9 protein-coding genes are annotated in these 16,932 nt (G+C 34.2%); 1 reads left to right on the top strand and 8 read right to left on the bottom strand.

Annotated features, from left to right (window positions below; genetic code table 11):
• The first annotated feature begins 194 nt into the window (after positions 1 to 194).
• On the top strand, positions 195 to 1,130 hold the full coding sequence (cysK, locus tag ACT53I_RS01730) for a cysteine synthase A (RefSeq protein ID WP_069798709.1): 936 nt from the start codon (positions 195 to 197) through the stop codon (positions 1,128 to 1,130).
• A gap of 500 nt (positions 1,131 to 1,630) precedes the next feature.
• Here the strand turns inward: cysK and ACT53I_RS01725 are convergent, their stop codons facing one another.
• The 8 genes from ACT53I_RS01725 to ACT53I_RS01690 all read right to left on the bottom strand — a co-directional run bounded on the left by ACT53I_RS01725 (position 1,631) and on the right by ACT53I_RS01690 (position 16,744).
• Complete coding sequence (locus tag ACT53I_RS01725) at positions 1,631 to 2,686, bottom strand: nucleoid-associated protein (RefSeq protein ID WP_476078156.1); 1,056 nt, start codon at positions 2,684 to 2,686, stop codon at positions 1,631 to 1,633.
• 236 nt (positions 2,687 to 2,922) lie between these two features.
• Positions 2,923 to 6,834, bottom strand: coding sequence for an Ig-like domain-containing protein (locus ACT53I_RS01720; protein WP_476078155.1), 3,912 nt, complete (start codon positions 6,832 to 6,834; stop codon positions 2,923 to 2,925).
• Between the two features lie 407 nt (positions 6,835 to 7,241).
• Positions 7,242 to 7,670: a hypothetical protein gene (locus ACT53I_RS01715; protein ID WP_476078154.1), complete on the bottom strand. Its 429-nt coding sequence runs from the start codon at positions 7,668 to 7,670 to the stop codon at positions 7,242 to 7,244.
• Between the two features lie 11 nt (positions 7,671 to 7,681).
• Positions 7,682 to 10,861 (bottom strand): type I restriction endonuclease subunit R, encoded by a 3,180-nt coding sequence (locus ACT53I_RS01710; RefSeq protein ID WP_476078153.1) that lies wholly within the window; start codon positions 10,859 to 10,861, stop codon positions 7,682 to 7,684.
• Between the two features lies 1 nt (position 10,862).
• A complete protein-coding gene (locus tag ACT53I_RS01705; RefSeq protein WP_476078152.1) occupies positions 10,863 to 12,257 on the bottom strand; it encodes a 5-methylcytosine restriction system specificity protein McrC in 1,395 nt (464 codons plus the stop codon).
• Between the two features lies 1 nt (position 12,258).
• Entirely contained in the window at positions 12,259 to 13,950 is a 1,692-nt protein-coding gene (locus tag ACT53I_RS01700; RefSeq protein WP_476078151.1) for an McrB family protein, read from the bottom strand.
• Between the two features lie 32 nt (positions 13,951 to 13,982).
• A complete protein-coding gene (locus ACT53I_RS01695) occupies positions 13,983 to 15,155 on the bottom strand; it encodes a restriction endonuclease subunit S (protein WP_476078150.1) in 1,173 nt (390 codons plus the stop codon).
• Positions 15,152 to 16,744, bottom strand: a complete 1,593-nt coding sequence (locus ACT53I_RS01690) for a type I restriction-modification system subunit M (protein WP_476078149.1) — start codon at positions 16,742 to 16,744, stop codon at positions 15,152 to 15,154. Before ACT53I_RS01690 ends, ACT53I_RS01695 begins: the two co-directional genes overlap by 4 nt.
• Between the last annotated feature and the right edge of the window lie 188 nt (positions 16,745 to 16,932).

Below are 16,932 nucleotides of genomic sequence, written 5' to 3'. Positions count from 1 at the left end.
CGAAACTTGCAGCCCGACTTGAACGGAGCTCTTTTTAAAATTTTTTGGTTCTCTCCTTTAGGAGAGTTAGTGAGGAAAAAATTTTAAAAAAGCGGGAGTGGAAGGCATAAATGAAATAAGAGCGAATGCTTTTATTGAAATTTACGAACGAAGTTCTAGCTGCCCAAATTAATAATATTTAAAATTTAAAAAATATGAAAGTTAATAATGTACTAGAAGTGATTGGCAACACTCCTTTGGTAAAATTAAATAAGATTTTCGGGAGTGATGTAGAAGTGTGGATGAAACTAGAACGCCAAAATCCTGGTGGAAGCATCAAAGACAGAATTGCTCTTGCGATGATAGAAACGGCGGAAAAAGAAGGAAAAATTAATAAAGATACCCTGATTATAGAACCTACTTCGGGAAACACAGGTGTTGGTTTAGCAATGGTTTGCGCGGTTAAAGGTTACAAATTAGTTTTGGTAATGCCAGAATCTATGTCTGTGGAACGCAGAAAATTAATGTCTGCGTATGGCGCTGAATTTGTTTTAACTCCTAGAGAATTGGGAACCAATGGTGCGGTGAAAAAAGCCTACGAACTAGCTTCTACAATTGAAAATTCATGGATTCCACAGCAATTTGAAAATGATGCAAATCCAGAAATTCATAAAAATACTACTGCTCAAGAAATTTTGGCAGATTTCCCAGAAGGATTTGACTACGTGATTACAGGTGTAGGAACTGGCGGTCACATTACCGGCGTAACAGAAGTACTAAAAGAGAAATTCCCGAATCTGAAAAGTTATGCCGTAGAACCTACAGATTCACCAGTTTTAAGCGGTGGAAATCCCGGTCCACATCCTTTGCAAGGAATTGGTGCTGGTTTCGTGCCAAAAGTGCTGAATTCTGAAATTCTAGACGGTGTAATTCAAGTAGAAAAAGCAGAAGCTTTTGATTTTGCTAGAAAATTAGCTGCTCAAGAAGGAATTTTAGCAGGAATTTCTACCGGTGCTTCTCTTGCTGCAATTGCGAAAAAATTACCAGAATTACCAAAAGGCGCTAAAGTTTTGACCTTTAATTATGACACTGGCGAAAGATATTGGTCAGTTCCAGATTTGTTTCAAGAAAATGAATCTGAATTGAAATAAATTGAAAACGCTCCAAAAATTTGGAGCGTTTTTTTGTTTCTCGCTGATTTTGCAGATTAAGCCGATGTTTTTTTTAAATTAATTAACCGCGAAAGAGACAAAAGAAAAAATTGAAAATAAGAAGTTCAAAAGGACAAAAAAGTATTTTTTTCCTCGTTTTTTTGTCTCTCGCTGATTTTGCAGATTAAGCCGATGTTTTTTTTAAATTAATTAACCGCAAAAGAGACAAAAGAAAAAATTGAAAAATAAGAAATTCAAAAGGAAAAAAAAGTATTTTTTTCCTCGTTTTTTTGTCTCTCGCTGATTGTGCAGATTAAGCCGATGTTTTTTTTTTAAATTAATTAACCGCAAAAGAGACAAAAGAAAAGATTGAAAATAAGAAATTCAAAAGGACAAAAAAGTAAATTTTTGTCCTTTATTTTTTAAACTCTAGCTTATTATACTGATGAACATTTTTTTTTAAAATCTGCTAAATTTGCTAAATCAGCGAGATATTTTTTTTAGTTTTCTTCTTCGAAATAGAGCATATAATATTTTCCGTTTTCGTCTTGTCCTTGTTGGATCAGTTTTCTGTCTCCGTGAATATAAATATGGAAGTTTTTGTCTAGTTTGATGACGCTTTTAAAAATTCTAGCGTTTTTCTTAACTGCCGCATCATTGATGGCGAATTCATCTGACAAAGCATAATCTCTTTCGTCTTCGTATTGTGTTTTGAAGGCATTGAAACTTTGAATAACTTCTTGGTCTCCCAAAACTTCTCCTGTGAATTCTTCCATCTTAAATTCTTCTTTTTCTTTGAAAAATGTAAGCGATTTGTTCAAGAAATCTGCTTGGTCTGCTTTGGTGATTTCAAATTCCTGCGGAAGCTGTTTCGTGATGTATTCTTTGTAAAGTGTAAGCGTTTCTTGCGTCTCGAAATATTCGTCTTGTCGCTGACGAACTTGCAAGAAATCATCCATCCAATAACTGGTTTCGGCTCTAGAAGTACCGTCAATAATAGACATGAGATAGCCTTGTTCTTTATTGGTATTGTAAATTAAGCAACCTTTGTCTACTTTATTCAAATTGATTCCTTGTAAAGTCTCCAATTCAAACACTTCGACTCCGCTCAGTGTGACATCGTTTTTGGTAGAAACTTTCAAGAAAGTGTCTTTGTTTTCGGATTTAAAAAGTCCGACTGCGTCATATCTTTCTCCTTTTACGATGCAATCTTTGAAAAAGCAAACATAAAATTCTCCACCTTTGGTTCTAGGATTGGTAGAATGTTCGTACAGCAGTTTTGCCAATTTTTTGGATTGGTTTTCTAACAATTCTGGTTGTTCAAAAATCTCTGAAACGTAAGTAAACACTTCGTTATTTTCGATATTAGAACTATGGAAAAACTCGAAAAAGATTTCGGGTTTAAAATTTTTAAGGAAATAATCTTTGAGCAATGCTTTCATCTCATCTGTGATGAAAACTTCTGAATCTGTGGTTACCAAAGCTTCTTGATGCGTTTGGTTTCCCACGTAATTGATGCAAAGATGTTCTAGTGTAGTTTCTTCTGTGAAAATCATACTGCGAAAATAGGGAAATTTACGGAGATTTTTTTGCGGCCCGGCGAAAGCGGAGCTCTTTTTTCTGTATGATGGTGGTTTCAAATTTCTAGAAATTTTGAAAGAATTACTGCTCTTTAGGTTTATTCTGCTCGTTATGACAGAAAAAAAGCGGGAGCTGTAGACGGAAATGCCGCCCAAATAAAAATAAAAAAATCCCGCATTGCTGCGGGACTTTCCATTTTAAAAAATTAGACTTATTTTCTAATGATTAGCTTGATGGTTTTCTCTTGGGTAGAAGTTTTCACTTTTACTAGATATAGACCAGCGGCTAAATTAGAATTGTTAACATGAAGAGAAGCTTTATTATTATTTCTTACTACTTTGCTGCTATAGTCGGCAACTAGCGTTCCTTGAGCATTGTAGATTTGAACTAAAATTTTACTGTCTTTAGGAGCATCAAATCTTAAATTAAATTCACCAGAAGAAGGGTTAGGATAAAGAACTGCTTCTTGATTTGCGATTACATCTGGTGTATATTTAGCTGAAGCAGCCACTTTAGCGACAGGTTTTTCAACAGTAGGACAAGGGCAAGATAATAAACCTAGATTTACTTTTCCATTGTCATAATTATTGTTGATGGCATCTACTATTGCATTCAATTGGCTTGCAGAATACATAGACGCTTCGCCTGCGAGAACTTTATTGGCTTCAGCTAGAATTTGATAAACTGTCCAGCCTGCAAATGTTCCAGAGTTTACAATTAAATCTCCTAGTTTAATACTGTTAGAAGAGAAATTAGCATCCCATTCATCAAATCTTACGCTCAAAGTAAGTGCTACTACTTGACCAGCAAATACGTTTTGATAAGTTTGACCTGGATTCACATATGAATTTTCTAATGCTCTAGGTGAAGAACCACTTGGTAAGAAATCATCTACTGCTTTTGCAGAAGAAAGTTTAAGATTTCTAAGGGCTGTTCCTACCATTAAACCAGTAGGGAATGCTGCTGCAAAATTAGCATCTCTATAAGCACCCCAGTTTTTACCAGCGGCTTTGGCACCCCAACCTCCTTGAGTAACAGTAGTGAATCCGTCACAAGTTGGTACTTTAACTTCTACATTTTTAGAAATCATACAACCATTGGCGTCTTTTACAGTTACGGTGTAAGAACCTGCTCCTACTGTAATCATTTGAGTAGTTTCACCATTAGACCAAGAATAAGTGTAAGGTGAAGTTCCACCACTTACATTAGCAGTAAGTTGAACTTTGCCATCATAGCAAACTAATTTTTCTGCAACTATAGTAAGCTCTAGAGGTGTAGGTTGAGTAATGGTAATTTCTCTAGAAACTTCGCAACCATTGGCATCTTTTACTGTGTAAGTATAAGTTCCTGCTGATACTTCCCAACTTCCTGTTCCTGTGTATGGTGCTGTTCCACCGTTTGCTGATACTGTTACGGTTGATTTGCCTCCGTTACATAAGATTGGAGTGTAAGATACTTCCATAGATAGTTTGCTCGGTTCTGAAATCGTGATTTCTTTTGAAACTTCGCAACCATTGGCATCTTTTACAGTATAAGTATAAGTTCCTGCTGATACTTCCCAACTTCCTGTTCCTGTGTATGGTGCTGTTCCACCGTTAGCTGTTACCGTTACGGTAGATTTACCTCCGTTACATAAGATTGGTGTGTAAGATACTTCCATTGAGAGTTTGCTCGGTTCTGAAATCGTAATTTCTTTTGAAACTTCGCAACCATTGGCATCTTTTACTGTGTAAGTATAAGTTCCTGCTGAAACTTCCCAACTTCCGGTTCCTGTGTATGGTGCTGTTCCACCGTTAGCTGATACTGTTACGGTTGATTTGCCTCCGTTACATAAGATTGGAGTGTAAGAAACTTCCATTGAGAGTTTGCTCGGTTCTGAAATCGTGATTTCTTTTGAAACTTCGCATCCATTGGCATCTTTTACTGTGTAAGTATAAGTTCCTGCTGATAATTCCCAACTTCCTGTTCCTGTGTATGGTGCTGTTCCACCGTCTGCTGATACTGTTACGGTTGATTTGCCTCCGTTACATAAGATTGGAGTGTAAGAAACTTCCATTGAGAGTTTGCTTGGTTCTGAAATCGTGATTTCTTTTGAAACTTCGCAACCATTAGCATCTTTTACTGTGTAAGTATAAGTTCCTGCTGATACTTCCCAACTTCCTGTTCCTGTGTATGGTGCTGTTCCACCGTCTGCTGATACTGTTACGGTTGATTTGCCTCCGTTACATAAGATTGGAGTGTAAGAAACTTCCATTGAGAGTTTGCTTGGTTCTGAAATCGTGATTTCTTTTGAAACTTCGCAACCATTAGCATCTTTTACTGTGTAAGTATAAGTTCCTGCTGATACTTCCCAACTTCCTGTTCCTGTGTATGGTGCTGTTCCACCGTCTGCTGTTACTGTTACGGTTGATTTGCCTCCGTTACATAATATTGGAGTGTAAGATACTTCCATGGATAGTTTGCTTGGTTCTGAAATCATAATTTCTTTTGAAACTTCGCAACCATTAGCATCTTTTACTGTGTAAGTATAAGTTCCTGCTGATACTTCCCAACTTGCTGTTCCTGTATATGGTGCTGTTCCACCGTTAGCTGTTACAGTTACGGTTGATTTGCCTCCGTTACATAAGATTGGAGTGTAAGATACTTCCATGGATAGTTTGCTTGGTTCTGAAATCATAATTTCTTTTGAAACTTCGCAGCCATTAGCATCTTTTACTGTGTAAGTGTAAGTTCCTGCTGAAACTTCCCAGCTTCCGGTTCCTGTGTATGGTGCTGTTCCACCGTTGGCTGATACTGTTACGGTTGATTTGCCGCCGTTACATAAAATTGGAGTATAAGAAACTTCCATGGATAGTTTGCTAGGTTCTGAAATCGTAATTTCTTTTGAAACTTCGCAACCTTTAGAATCAGTTACTACCACACTATAAGTTCCCGCTTTTACAGAAATACTAGAAGCCTTTTCTCCATTACTCCATAAATAGGTATATGGAGCAGTTCCAGAAGTCACATTTGCAACTAAAGTAGTATTATCTCCATTACATTTAATAGGATCAAAAGATAAGGAGACCTCTGGTTTTGGATTGACAGTTGCCACAACTGGAGTTCTAGCGCTTTCACAACCTAATCCATCGCTTCTGAAACAAGCAACATAATAGGTAGTTGTTTGAGTGATATTTGGAGCATAATTAGATCCTGTAAATAATAAATTACCACCAGTTGGCGCATCGTACCATCTTACTACAGCATTATCTGTACTAGAACATTCCGCTGAAAGCTGTACAACTCCTGGTCCGCAAATAGAACCTGCAGTTACTTTAGGCGCTTGTGGTTTTCCATTATATTCACCAAATGCAAAATCCTCTAATGCAGCATCTACACTAGCAGAATTTCTTGTTTCCATTAAGAAACTGGCATAACAGGTTTCAATTAATCTTTCTAATTTCACATAACCTTCAAAGAAAGAACCTGTAGCATAAGTATTAGGTGGAGGCGTACCTACAGAAGGCACGTTTTTTCCTTGATAAGTCCAACCAGGGTAACTTGGCGCCGAAACATATTGCGTATTAACCACGGCTTTACTCGTTCTAGTCACCAAATCGAGGGAACCTTCTGAACCTCCAGAACCTACCCAACGATAAACTCTGATAGTTACCTGACCGCCTCCATTGGTAAAGTTACTTAAAATAAGTAAATCACCGATAGCATGTTCTGGCGCAAAATTCCCAGAAGTAGTTCCTACTGGACGAGTACCATTTTGAAAGAACCAAAAACCAATCTGAGCATCACCATTAATAGCAGTTCTATCTCCAAAGAAATAGAGTTCATCACCATTAATAAGCACTGCACCAGCATTGGTTATATCACCTTTATCGTTAACTTGACCTATCGACCAATCCCACAAAGGTGTATCCTCCGTATCTTTGGAAGCATCAAATTTATTGTCATCACTTACGTTTGCACGATCATGCACAAAAGCTTTGACCACATTTCCATTAAGCGCTGCAGGCCAATCACTTGGATCTCCATCTACCGTAATAGTCTGCGCGAAAATAAATCCATAAAAAGACGTGAGTATCACTAAGAAATAACAGAGTCTTTTGAGAAAATAATTTTTTAAACTCATAACAAAAGTTTTTTTTGATTAACAATAATCCTCGGGGTTATTTCCCTAAAAAACTTTCAAAAATGAAATGATTCTTACCTTAAAGTATTTTTTAAAACCAACTCATTTAAGCGACCCATCACTCTTGAAATGTTCTATTTAATGATATCATATAAATTAACATTTCGGTTTTGTGTTAGATTAGTAAATGTTTTTTCTTCATCATGTGTATTTTAGTTTATGGTTGTTTTTTGCATTACAAAATTATAACAATCACCATAGGATACACTAATACAAAATGCGTAATTTACATTTATGAATGTCAAAACTTTAAAAAAATAAGCCATAATAAGACCTTTTAAAGCCCATTAAAAAACAAAAAACCGCGCCCAATTGGGCGCGGTTTAACAATAATTATTGTATTCTTTCTATCTAAAAGACTTAATCTTTTTTCCTTGAGAAATTTGCCAAAAATCCCTATCATTGTAGTAATCAGAAAAAGCATAAGGCAATTCTTCTCTATCCAATTGACTAAGCATACAAACATACCATTGTACATATTTCTGATTTTTTATTTTGCAGTCTTTGAGAAAATTCAGAAATTCTCTTTCAAAAAGATCGGCTAATTCTACATTAGATTCTGTTATTTCTTTTTCTTCAATGTTTAAATTATGCTCTAACCACTTAGATGCTGATTCTTTCTGACTCCAATCTGCATTAAACAACTCTAAATGCCAACCCATTCCAGAAGGAGATAAAGAAGGAATTGCTTTAAGGCTTTCGTATCCTCTTTTATGTAAGTCTTCAATCATAAAAAGAAGTTTTTGCATGTTAAGCATGTAATAATTTTGAGACATTAGATCGACTTTTAGTATCTGAATCCCGAATAAGAATACACATGCTGATAGACCGCAATACTTTTCATACTTACCTCTTCATCATTATATTTCTCTTCAGGAAGATACAATAGATGGTTATAAATAGTAGATTTTATACTGGCTTTTAGCTCCCTACTTTCTTTCCAATTGGGCACATTGAGTTTTTCTTTAATTAAAACATCTAATGTTTCTTTTGCTACTTTTTTTACTTTCTCTCTTTCATTATTTGTCAAATCTTTATTTTGAACTAATAAATCGAAAATAGAAAGCGTCTGCTCATCTAAGTTTTCTAGATATGCTCTTTTTTCTTCATGACTTAAATCTTGAATAAAAGCAGTAAGTTTTTCAAAACTTCTCTGTAACTCTACTTCATTCTTACCTTTATTATATTCTTCTACGATTTCTTTATAACGCTCATAAAACTCCATCCTCAATGGATTTTCTTGAAGCATTTTTTCTAGTTTTTTTTCTACTGCCTCATTTAGGTCATAAACTAGTTCATTTTTGCGCGGTACTTTTTGAAATGCTTTTCTTAGTTTATCAAAATCCAGATTAGATAAATCTATTTCGTATTGAGAAGGTTCTTCTACTCTTTTGACAATCACATTTTCATCAACCACCATTTGTAGCCTACCCATTACCTCAGAAATATCTGCTGATTTGGTTTTTTGATTTAGGGCATTGTACATGGCATCAATTGCATTGTATTTTCTGGTGTACCTCATCACCAATCTTTCTGGATACAGAGCTTTATATTTTCTGAATACAATTCTTGCTGCCATTTCAAATTTAGTCCGTGTTTCTTCATTGAGACAAACTGCATTTACTCCATTTCTTATGGCGGCAATTTTTTGCATCGGCGAAGAATCTATTAAGGTTTTAAGATCAAAATTGAGCTCTTCTAATAATTGTGTGACTTGATTAATGGCTTCTCTTAGCTCTACTACCATACCTTCTAATAATTCTAGTGGTTTTTCTTGAAGTGTTCCATTATTCTTACCATGCCCTTTAGAGCCCTCACCGTATATAGAATAAGCCTTTTCTAATTGTTTATAAACATTTCCGTAATCTACAATTAAACCATTTTCTTTTTCGTCATCATACACCCTATTTGCTCTAGCTATTGTTTGCATCAAGGTATGTCCTTTAATCGGTTTATCCAAATAAACGGTGGAAACACATGGTGCATCAAAACCTGTAATCCACATTGCACAGACTATAGCTAAACGAAAAGGATGTTCCTCATCTTTAAATTGCTTTTCTAAATCACGGTCTACAATTTTTCTGCGGTGAGGTTCTATATCTAAGTTTAAATTTCGGAATTTATCTATTTCATTCTGTTCAGAACTTACCACTACACAAATTTCGGTTTCCTCTGCTTTTTGGTATTTTCTTTTGAGTTCTTGCACTTCTTGTAAATCTTTGGCTATCTCTATTTGCTGTTTAAGTTCTGACAAATATTCCTGCCAATATTCCGAAATATAAAGATGCATTTTTACCGCAGTAGGTTTATCTAAGGTTACCAACATGGCTTTACCCTGATACCCTCTCTCGTTAAAATGCCATACCAAATCTTTGGCAATCGTTCTCAAACGAGGTTCTGCGGTGAGGATAGGATATTCTTTCTGAAAATGATAGGTGAGTTTTCTGCGTTGGTCATCATCTAAGTTTTCATTCTCTAGAATGTCTGCCATTACCTCATCAATTTCTGGATTCTGAATATCTAACTTCTCGCCACGATTCAGATATTTTAATGGTAAAGTTGCCTCATCTTCTATCGCTCTTTTAAAATCATACACCGAAACATACTCCCCAAAAATATTCTTGGTAATTTCTTCCTCCTCTTTAATGATTGGCGTACCTGTAAAACCTAGATAAGAAGCATTTGGCAAGCCATAAAAACGCATATTCCTAGCATATTTACCTCCTTGAGTACGATGTGCCTCATCTGAAATTACAATAATGTTTTTCCTATCTGTAATTAAAGGATATTCTGATTCTACCTCTGGATCAATTGAAAATTTATGAATCAAAGAAAATACATAACGGTGATTGTCACTCAACAATTCTCTAAGATGCTCTCTACCAGAAATACCTACTTTCTTTCCTGCAATAATATTTTTATTATTTACGATTCCTACTCCAGAAAAAGTATCATACGCTTGATTTTCAAGCTCTGTTCTATCTACCACAATCAAGAACGTATAACTACCTCCTAGTTTACGATGAATTTTTTCGCATAGAAAAACCATAGAATACGTTTTACCAGAACCTTGGGTATGCCAATACACCCCTAATTTCCCTTCTAAGTCTTCTATATTGTTTACATTTTCTAAAACTCTATTTACTCCGATGAACTGGTGATTTTTTGCCATTAACTTCACTGGATCACCTCCACCTTCATCAAAAAGCAAAAAGTTCTCAAAAATATCCATCAAATATTTTGGTGAACAAGTCCCTCTCAATAATGTATCTAAACTTACGATGCCTTCTTCTTCCTCCGTGATACGTTTCCAATCTAGAAAATATTTGTATGAACTTGTAACCGTTCCTACTTTTGCATCTGTACCATTAGACAAAATAATAAAAGCATTATGATAAAAAAGATGAGGAATGCTTTCTTTATAATCTTTTAGATTATCTTCATACGCTGCACGTAAATCTACCGCATGTGCTTTTAACTCAAAAAATACCAAGGGTAAACCATTCACAAATCCTATTACATCTGGCCTGCGATTGTACAACTCCCCAGAAACCTCTAACTGACGAACCGCTAGAAAAGTATTGTTTTTAAAATCGTTAAAATCAAATACTTTAAGTGTTTTCTTTTCTGTTTTTCCTTCTTGATTGGTATAGGTTACTTCTACTCCGTTTTTGAGCAGTGCATATTTGGCTTTATTAAGTTGGGCTAAAGATTTATCTGCTTCTTTTTGCGTAATTTTCTCTACAGCTTTTTTATATGCTTGTTCTGGAAGATGAGGATTATATTTTTTTAGTGCAGCATACAAATCACGCTCTAGCACCACTTCTGTTTTATTATCCCTGCCTAATAAGCCCAGTTCGCCAAAAGTCTCATTTTGCCAAGCGGTTACCACCGTCCAGCCTAATTCTTTTAGCACATCTTCTGTAGCTTGTTCTATCAATTGATCTTCTGAGTATTCGTAGGACATGTTAGTTGGTTTTTAAATTCTTTAAATCCTTTATAAAAAGAGAAATTGAAGTGGAAAAATCTAAATAGAAGTTCTTACTACCTTTAGGTACATATAAAAATACAACAATAAAACTTATTTTCTTTCCGAAAACAGTCACTGATTCATTTGTTATGGTTTCTTTTGTTTTGTCATTTGTAGGATATACAAATCCAATGTAATCAACATTAATATTATTTGAAATTTGGCCCAAATAGGTATAAAGTTGAAATAAATCTTCTCTTTTTACGCCGTATCGATTATCAAATGATTTATATTTCACATCTAGGAGAAACGTTTTATTTCCAAAAGTTGCTATTAAATCTGGAAACAAATTTCTTGTATAGTTTGTTCCTGTTGGAATTTTATAGATATTTTCATTTTTTGAATGAATTTCAAATCCATTTCTTTTTAAAAGTTTTCTGATAAAATATTCAAAAAGCATAGAAACATCAAATAAAAAGCCACTCATTTTCGCATTTGTTCCAATGTCTACAGTTCCATTTTCTAACAACATTTTTGAAATCGACAGCACCTCATTATAATCTGAATAGAAAGGATTCGTAAACTTTTTAACATTTAAAAGCTCTTTTTTATTTCTTTTTTCTCCTCTACCAACAACACTAAAAGCCTGTTTTATAACGAATAAATCTTTTGATAAAAATTCTTTATTAACTTTTTTAAATGCTTCTAATATTAAGAGGTTTTGATTACAAAAAAAGCTGTGATTTCGGGATGTGGTTTTATATTTCGCTATAGTTTTATTTAATTCGAAATGCACAACATCGATCTTACCTTTTACTTTTGAACTAATCGCGGTGTGTTTTTCATATACTTTAGGTAATCCTAATCTAAATGCTTTTTTTAATTTTATCACCCAATAATATTGTAATAACCAATGATTATTTCCTTGCTTATTTATGGCACCTAAATTATCAATTTCAAGAAATCCATCTGCATCAGCAATAATATACTTTAGAAATTCATCACCAAATCGACTACCAATATTTATATGATGGTCTTTATAACTTAAGTGTCCGATAATATTACCTGTTTCTAAGCCAAAATTATCCCATCGATTACCACGCAACGTTATAAACCTTTGATCTGTATTGTTTTCATATTCTTTTTCGTTAAATAAAATTAAGTTGGAATTTTTAACCTGTTGATTGAGATTCTTTTCTATGTTTCTTAAAAAAGTAAAAACTCGATCGTTGTTAAAATGATTCCTTTTGGATTTGGAATTTAAAACAATCGTATCATTTATAGGTCTTGATAAATTTCTGAACTTTGCATCTTCAATAGCATACTGTTGGTTATCTTTTAAGCAATAACTTTCATCATAACCTTTAATAATATCATATAGCCAAACAGACATATTAACCAATGAATTTTTTCTTCAAATTAGAAACTAAATCTTGACGACCACTACCACGTAGATATTCTTCAACCAAGGAACCAAGTCTATCATCCCAAATTTGATTTTTTAATTGCTTTAGAGATAAATCTCTTGAATATTTTAAATTCCAGAAGTAAGCATGCCCTAGTTGATAATCTTCACCTAAAAGCTCTTCATTTTTAATCAATTCATTTAAGGCTTTTACATTTTCTACGAGACCAATCCATTCTTTATTAATGGAAGTAATATGTACACGTAATAAATCCATATCAGGCCTTACTTTTTCCCATCTAAAACGTCTTCTTAATGCGAAATCAAACGAATCTACACTACGATCTATAGTATTCATTGTACCAATAATATAAACATTGTGTGGAACAAAAAACTTATATTTATCTTGAAATTCTATTATCGCTGTTTCTTTAGTATTCAATTCGCTATACTGTGTTTTTATTGAATTAGTAGCCCCTCTATATTCCAAACAAAACATTAGCTCTCCAAAAACGGCACTTAATTCTGCTCTATTGATTTCATCAATAATTAAAAAGTAAGGAGGAATTACATCTTCTATTTTTAAATTATCATCTAACTCTTTTATATAAGTCCAGTAATCAGATTCAAAACATTTATGATCGGATGTTTTAACATCGTTAACAGTCCATTCACAAAATGATTTTGAGTGATCAATCAAATACAAATCCCTTTCCCATTTCGCAGCATTTTTACAAAACTGCTTAAATATCCCATTTTTTAGTTGTAACTGAATTGTACCATTATTATGGGTTGGCCTTAAACCTTCAACAAAATCTTCATAGGAATAGGTTGGATGAAATTGAACTAGTTCTAAATGTTCATGAATAACAAAACTACTTTGTGCACCAAACGTATTTTTCCAAATATCAAATTGTAGCTTACAAACTTGTTTTGACAAATAAGTTTTGCCTGTTCCTGGCGCTCCATATTTTATTAGCTGTTTATTTAAATTGAAAGGATTAGCTATGTTTTCATAAGCCATCCAAATAAATATATTAACCCAATAGTCATCTATCTCGAGATTATCACTCGTTTTGAAATCTATATAAGAGTCATTTTCTTTTAATCCATTACGTATTTCTTCTACTAAAAAAATATTTTTATCATACCAATTATTATCACCAGAGTAAGTAGTTACGTAATTATTTTTAATAAACCAATCAAAGATCACATTAAATTTTCCTTCATCAACTGTACTTGATAATTTAATATTACAAGCTGCGCTTGCTCTATTAGTCTGAACCGGGTTCTTTTTTTGAAACACTTGGAACCATTCAGAAGCGAAATAATTATGATTTATAATACTAGAATCCTTTACAAGATTAGTTAGCGAATCAATAAAGCTTGAATTAGTTAGTGCTTTATTTTTCATTTCAGTACTAAAAACCGATTGACCATTACTAGCAATTCCATTACCGGTGTTAGCAAACATTTTACTTAAAAAGTCATCCCAATTTTTAAAATAAGAATTGCCTTGATAGCACGCTTCATCATTTAGCTTTAAACTAGGATCAGAAGATAATTTATTCTTCAATTCATTTATTGCAATTGTGATTTTTTTATAATCTTTATACCAGTAAGATCTGCTTGCTTGTAAATCAAGCATTAAATATTTGTATAGTGTTTTTATATTATTCATAAGTAATATTAGTTTTTTGGTTGGTTAATTTTCTACACCTCCACCATCCCCATCATCAAGCGTGGCAATAAAATATCCCGCGCCTCGCGTAAACGTTGGTTTTGGTTTTGAAGATTTAATATTAAATCATAAGTTGTATCTACATATTTATGAAATTTAGCTTGAACTTCAATTTCAGGCAAGATAATATCTAAAGTCGAAAAAGATTTAAAAGAAATTGCAGGCATTGTAGCAGAAACTGACATTGCTAGTAAATTTTCTTTTATTTCATTTCTATTTAGAAAGGAGAATAAAAATTTTCTTTTTAATTTATTTTCATCATTTATATTAATTCTAAAAAAATTATTTGCAATTATACCATGATAATTCGTGACTACTTGAGGTGCTCCATAACGCACCATAAAAACATCCTTAAAATGTACAAATTGATTTAAACTCTTTGGAGATTCTATATATCTAATATCATTTGTATTTTGAGTAACGTCAACGATTCTAATAAACCTAATTAATTCATTTGAAAATTGAGTAAACTGCTTTTCAATAGGAACTTGAAGACCCTGACTAAAATTACAAACCTCTCCCAACTTCACCTTCTCCCACCCCTCCGGCAATCCCGTTTCAGGATTTATCGTTGCGGATTCGTGCCCAGGAAAACGCATACGCACAAACCATTCTTCGTAGGTTTGCTGTGCCATTTCTTCCAAAATTTTGATGCGCTTTAGGTTGTTCTCGATCAAATCATCATAACCCGATAAGATCGAAGCTATTTTCTTATATTCCTTAGGAAGAACTATTTGAAATCCCTTAATATCCTCTGTTCTAAGATTAGGAAATGTACCTCCACCTGTAATTTTTAATAATTTATCTAAATTATAGGTTAGGTAGTGTTTTATAAATATAGTATCAAATTTAGTCGTACCAGAAATTGAACAAACACCTCGCCCTAATGAATAGACTCTATCCGCCCAATTCATTCTTCCAGTAGTAGAACCTCTAACACAAAAAATTAAATCTCCAGCTAAACAGACTCTTTTAGAATCATTTGTAAATATTGTACAATTTGGATAAGTTTCACCAAATTCAGTTGGTCCATTCAATAACGGTAATCCAATCCCTTGATCATTATACGTTTCTCCTTTCGGAGATAAACCCATCGTTACACTAGCAATTTCGTCTAATCTCACTTGTTTCCAACCCTCTCTCATAATTTCACCGCTTGAATTTGGTTCATCAATTGGTTGGCCTCATCGTTCAAGGTGGCTAATTCGCTGTGGAGTTCTTGCATACGGCTTTGGTAATCAAAATCCATATCAATGTCTATATTCACCCCTACATAACGTCCTGGTGTTAAGCTGTAATCTTGCTCGGCAACTTCGTCTAAAGTCACAATCTTACACAAACCTTCAATATCACGATAGGTTCCGTCTGGGAAATGCTCCTTAAACCAAGCATTATCTGCACTGAGTTCTGGCTTTTCGCCACGGTAGAGTTGCAGCATCGCCGTCAATCCTTCTAACTGCTCTTCAGAAAAATCATTAATCGTAGTGCTTACTTTGCGGTACACATTTCGGGCATCTATCATCAGAATTTGGTTCTTTTCTTTTTTGGCTTTGTTAAAAAACCAAAGATGACAAGGCAAACTTCTGGTATAGAAAAAATTATTTCCCACAGAAACTATACATTCTACCGCTCCTGTTTTTATAAGTTCTTCGCGTATTCTTTTTTCGGCATTTCCTGCATCAGTAGCAGAAGAAGCCATTACAAAACCAGCTCTCCCCGTTTCATTAAGGTAAGACAAGAAATACTGTATCCAGAGATAGTTGCCATTTCCTATAGTACCTTTCCCCGTCAATGGCGCACCAAAAGGCAAACGCTTATCTTCTGTCAAAAATTTATTTTTAGCATCTACTTTATCTACATTAAACGGAGGATTAGCCATTACAAAATCACATTTCCCCACCAAATCAAACGGGTCTGAGTAAAAAGAGTTGTTATTGGCTATTTTACCTTCTATGCCATGAATGGCCAAATTCATTTTGGCCAGTTTTACCGTGCTAGATTTGTATTCGGTGCCATAAACAGTGATGGCTTGGTTTACGCTTTTGTTTTCGTGATTTTTGATAAAATGTGCAGTCTGCACAAACATTCCACCAGAACCACAAGCTGGATCATGAATAATACCGTGGTTAGGCTGTATAAAATTCACAATCAGTTGTACCAAAGAAGGTGGTGTAAAGAACTCTCCTCCTTCTTGAGCGCCGGCTCCTTGCATAGAGAATTTCATCAGAAAATATTCATAAATCCTCCCGAAAACATCTCCTCTCGCTTTTTTTACTGCATCACTGTTAAAAATCCTTACCAAATTGGGCAATAGATTATTATCCGTATCATCTTCTGGAGTAAGGTCTTGGTAATTTTTAGGAAGTATCCCTGCCAATTCTTCATAATCTGCTTCTATAAGCTTCATGGCTTCATTGATGGCTTCGGCAAGGTTTTCGCTTTCTGGCAAATTCGCCAGATAATCATATTGTGCTTTTTCTGGAAGCATCATGGCTCCAGCTGCTGCATAATCATCTTTAGTAGCGGTTCTTCTCTGTCCTGTTCTAGGATTTATAGGAAGATTTTTTTCTAAATTTTCTTTGGCTTCCTCATATTTATTTTGTGCAAAACGCAAGAGGATTAATCCTAAAAGAGGGTCTTTATATTCTGATGCCGTCAGTTTAGAATTGGCACGCAATTCATCTGCAGCTTCCCAAAGTTCTATCTCTAACTTCTTAATATCGGTCTGTGTCATAACATCATTATAGAACGTTTTTGTTCTTTCTTTAATCAATATTTATACGAATGGTAAATATAATGAAAATCTCTATTTCCTCACTTAAGGAAAACCGTAAAAAGAGGTATTTTTTAGCAGTTTTCTTTGGGTCAAGTTCTACTCAAGTTTTAGGTTTGTTCGTGGTTTGTTCGTAATTTATGGTACTT

This window comes from Cloacibacterium sp. DMC96, from assembly GCF_056313765.1.
The sequence above is the reverse complement of the archived record's forward strand: the minus strand, read 5'-3'. Positions and strand labels throughout refer to the sequence as shown.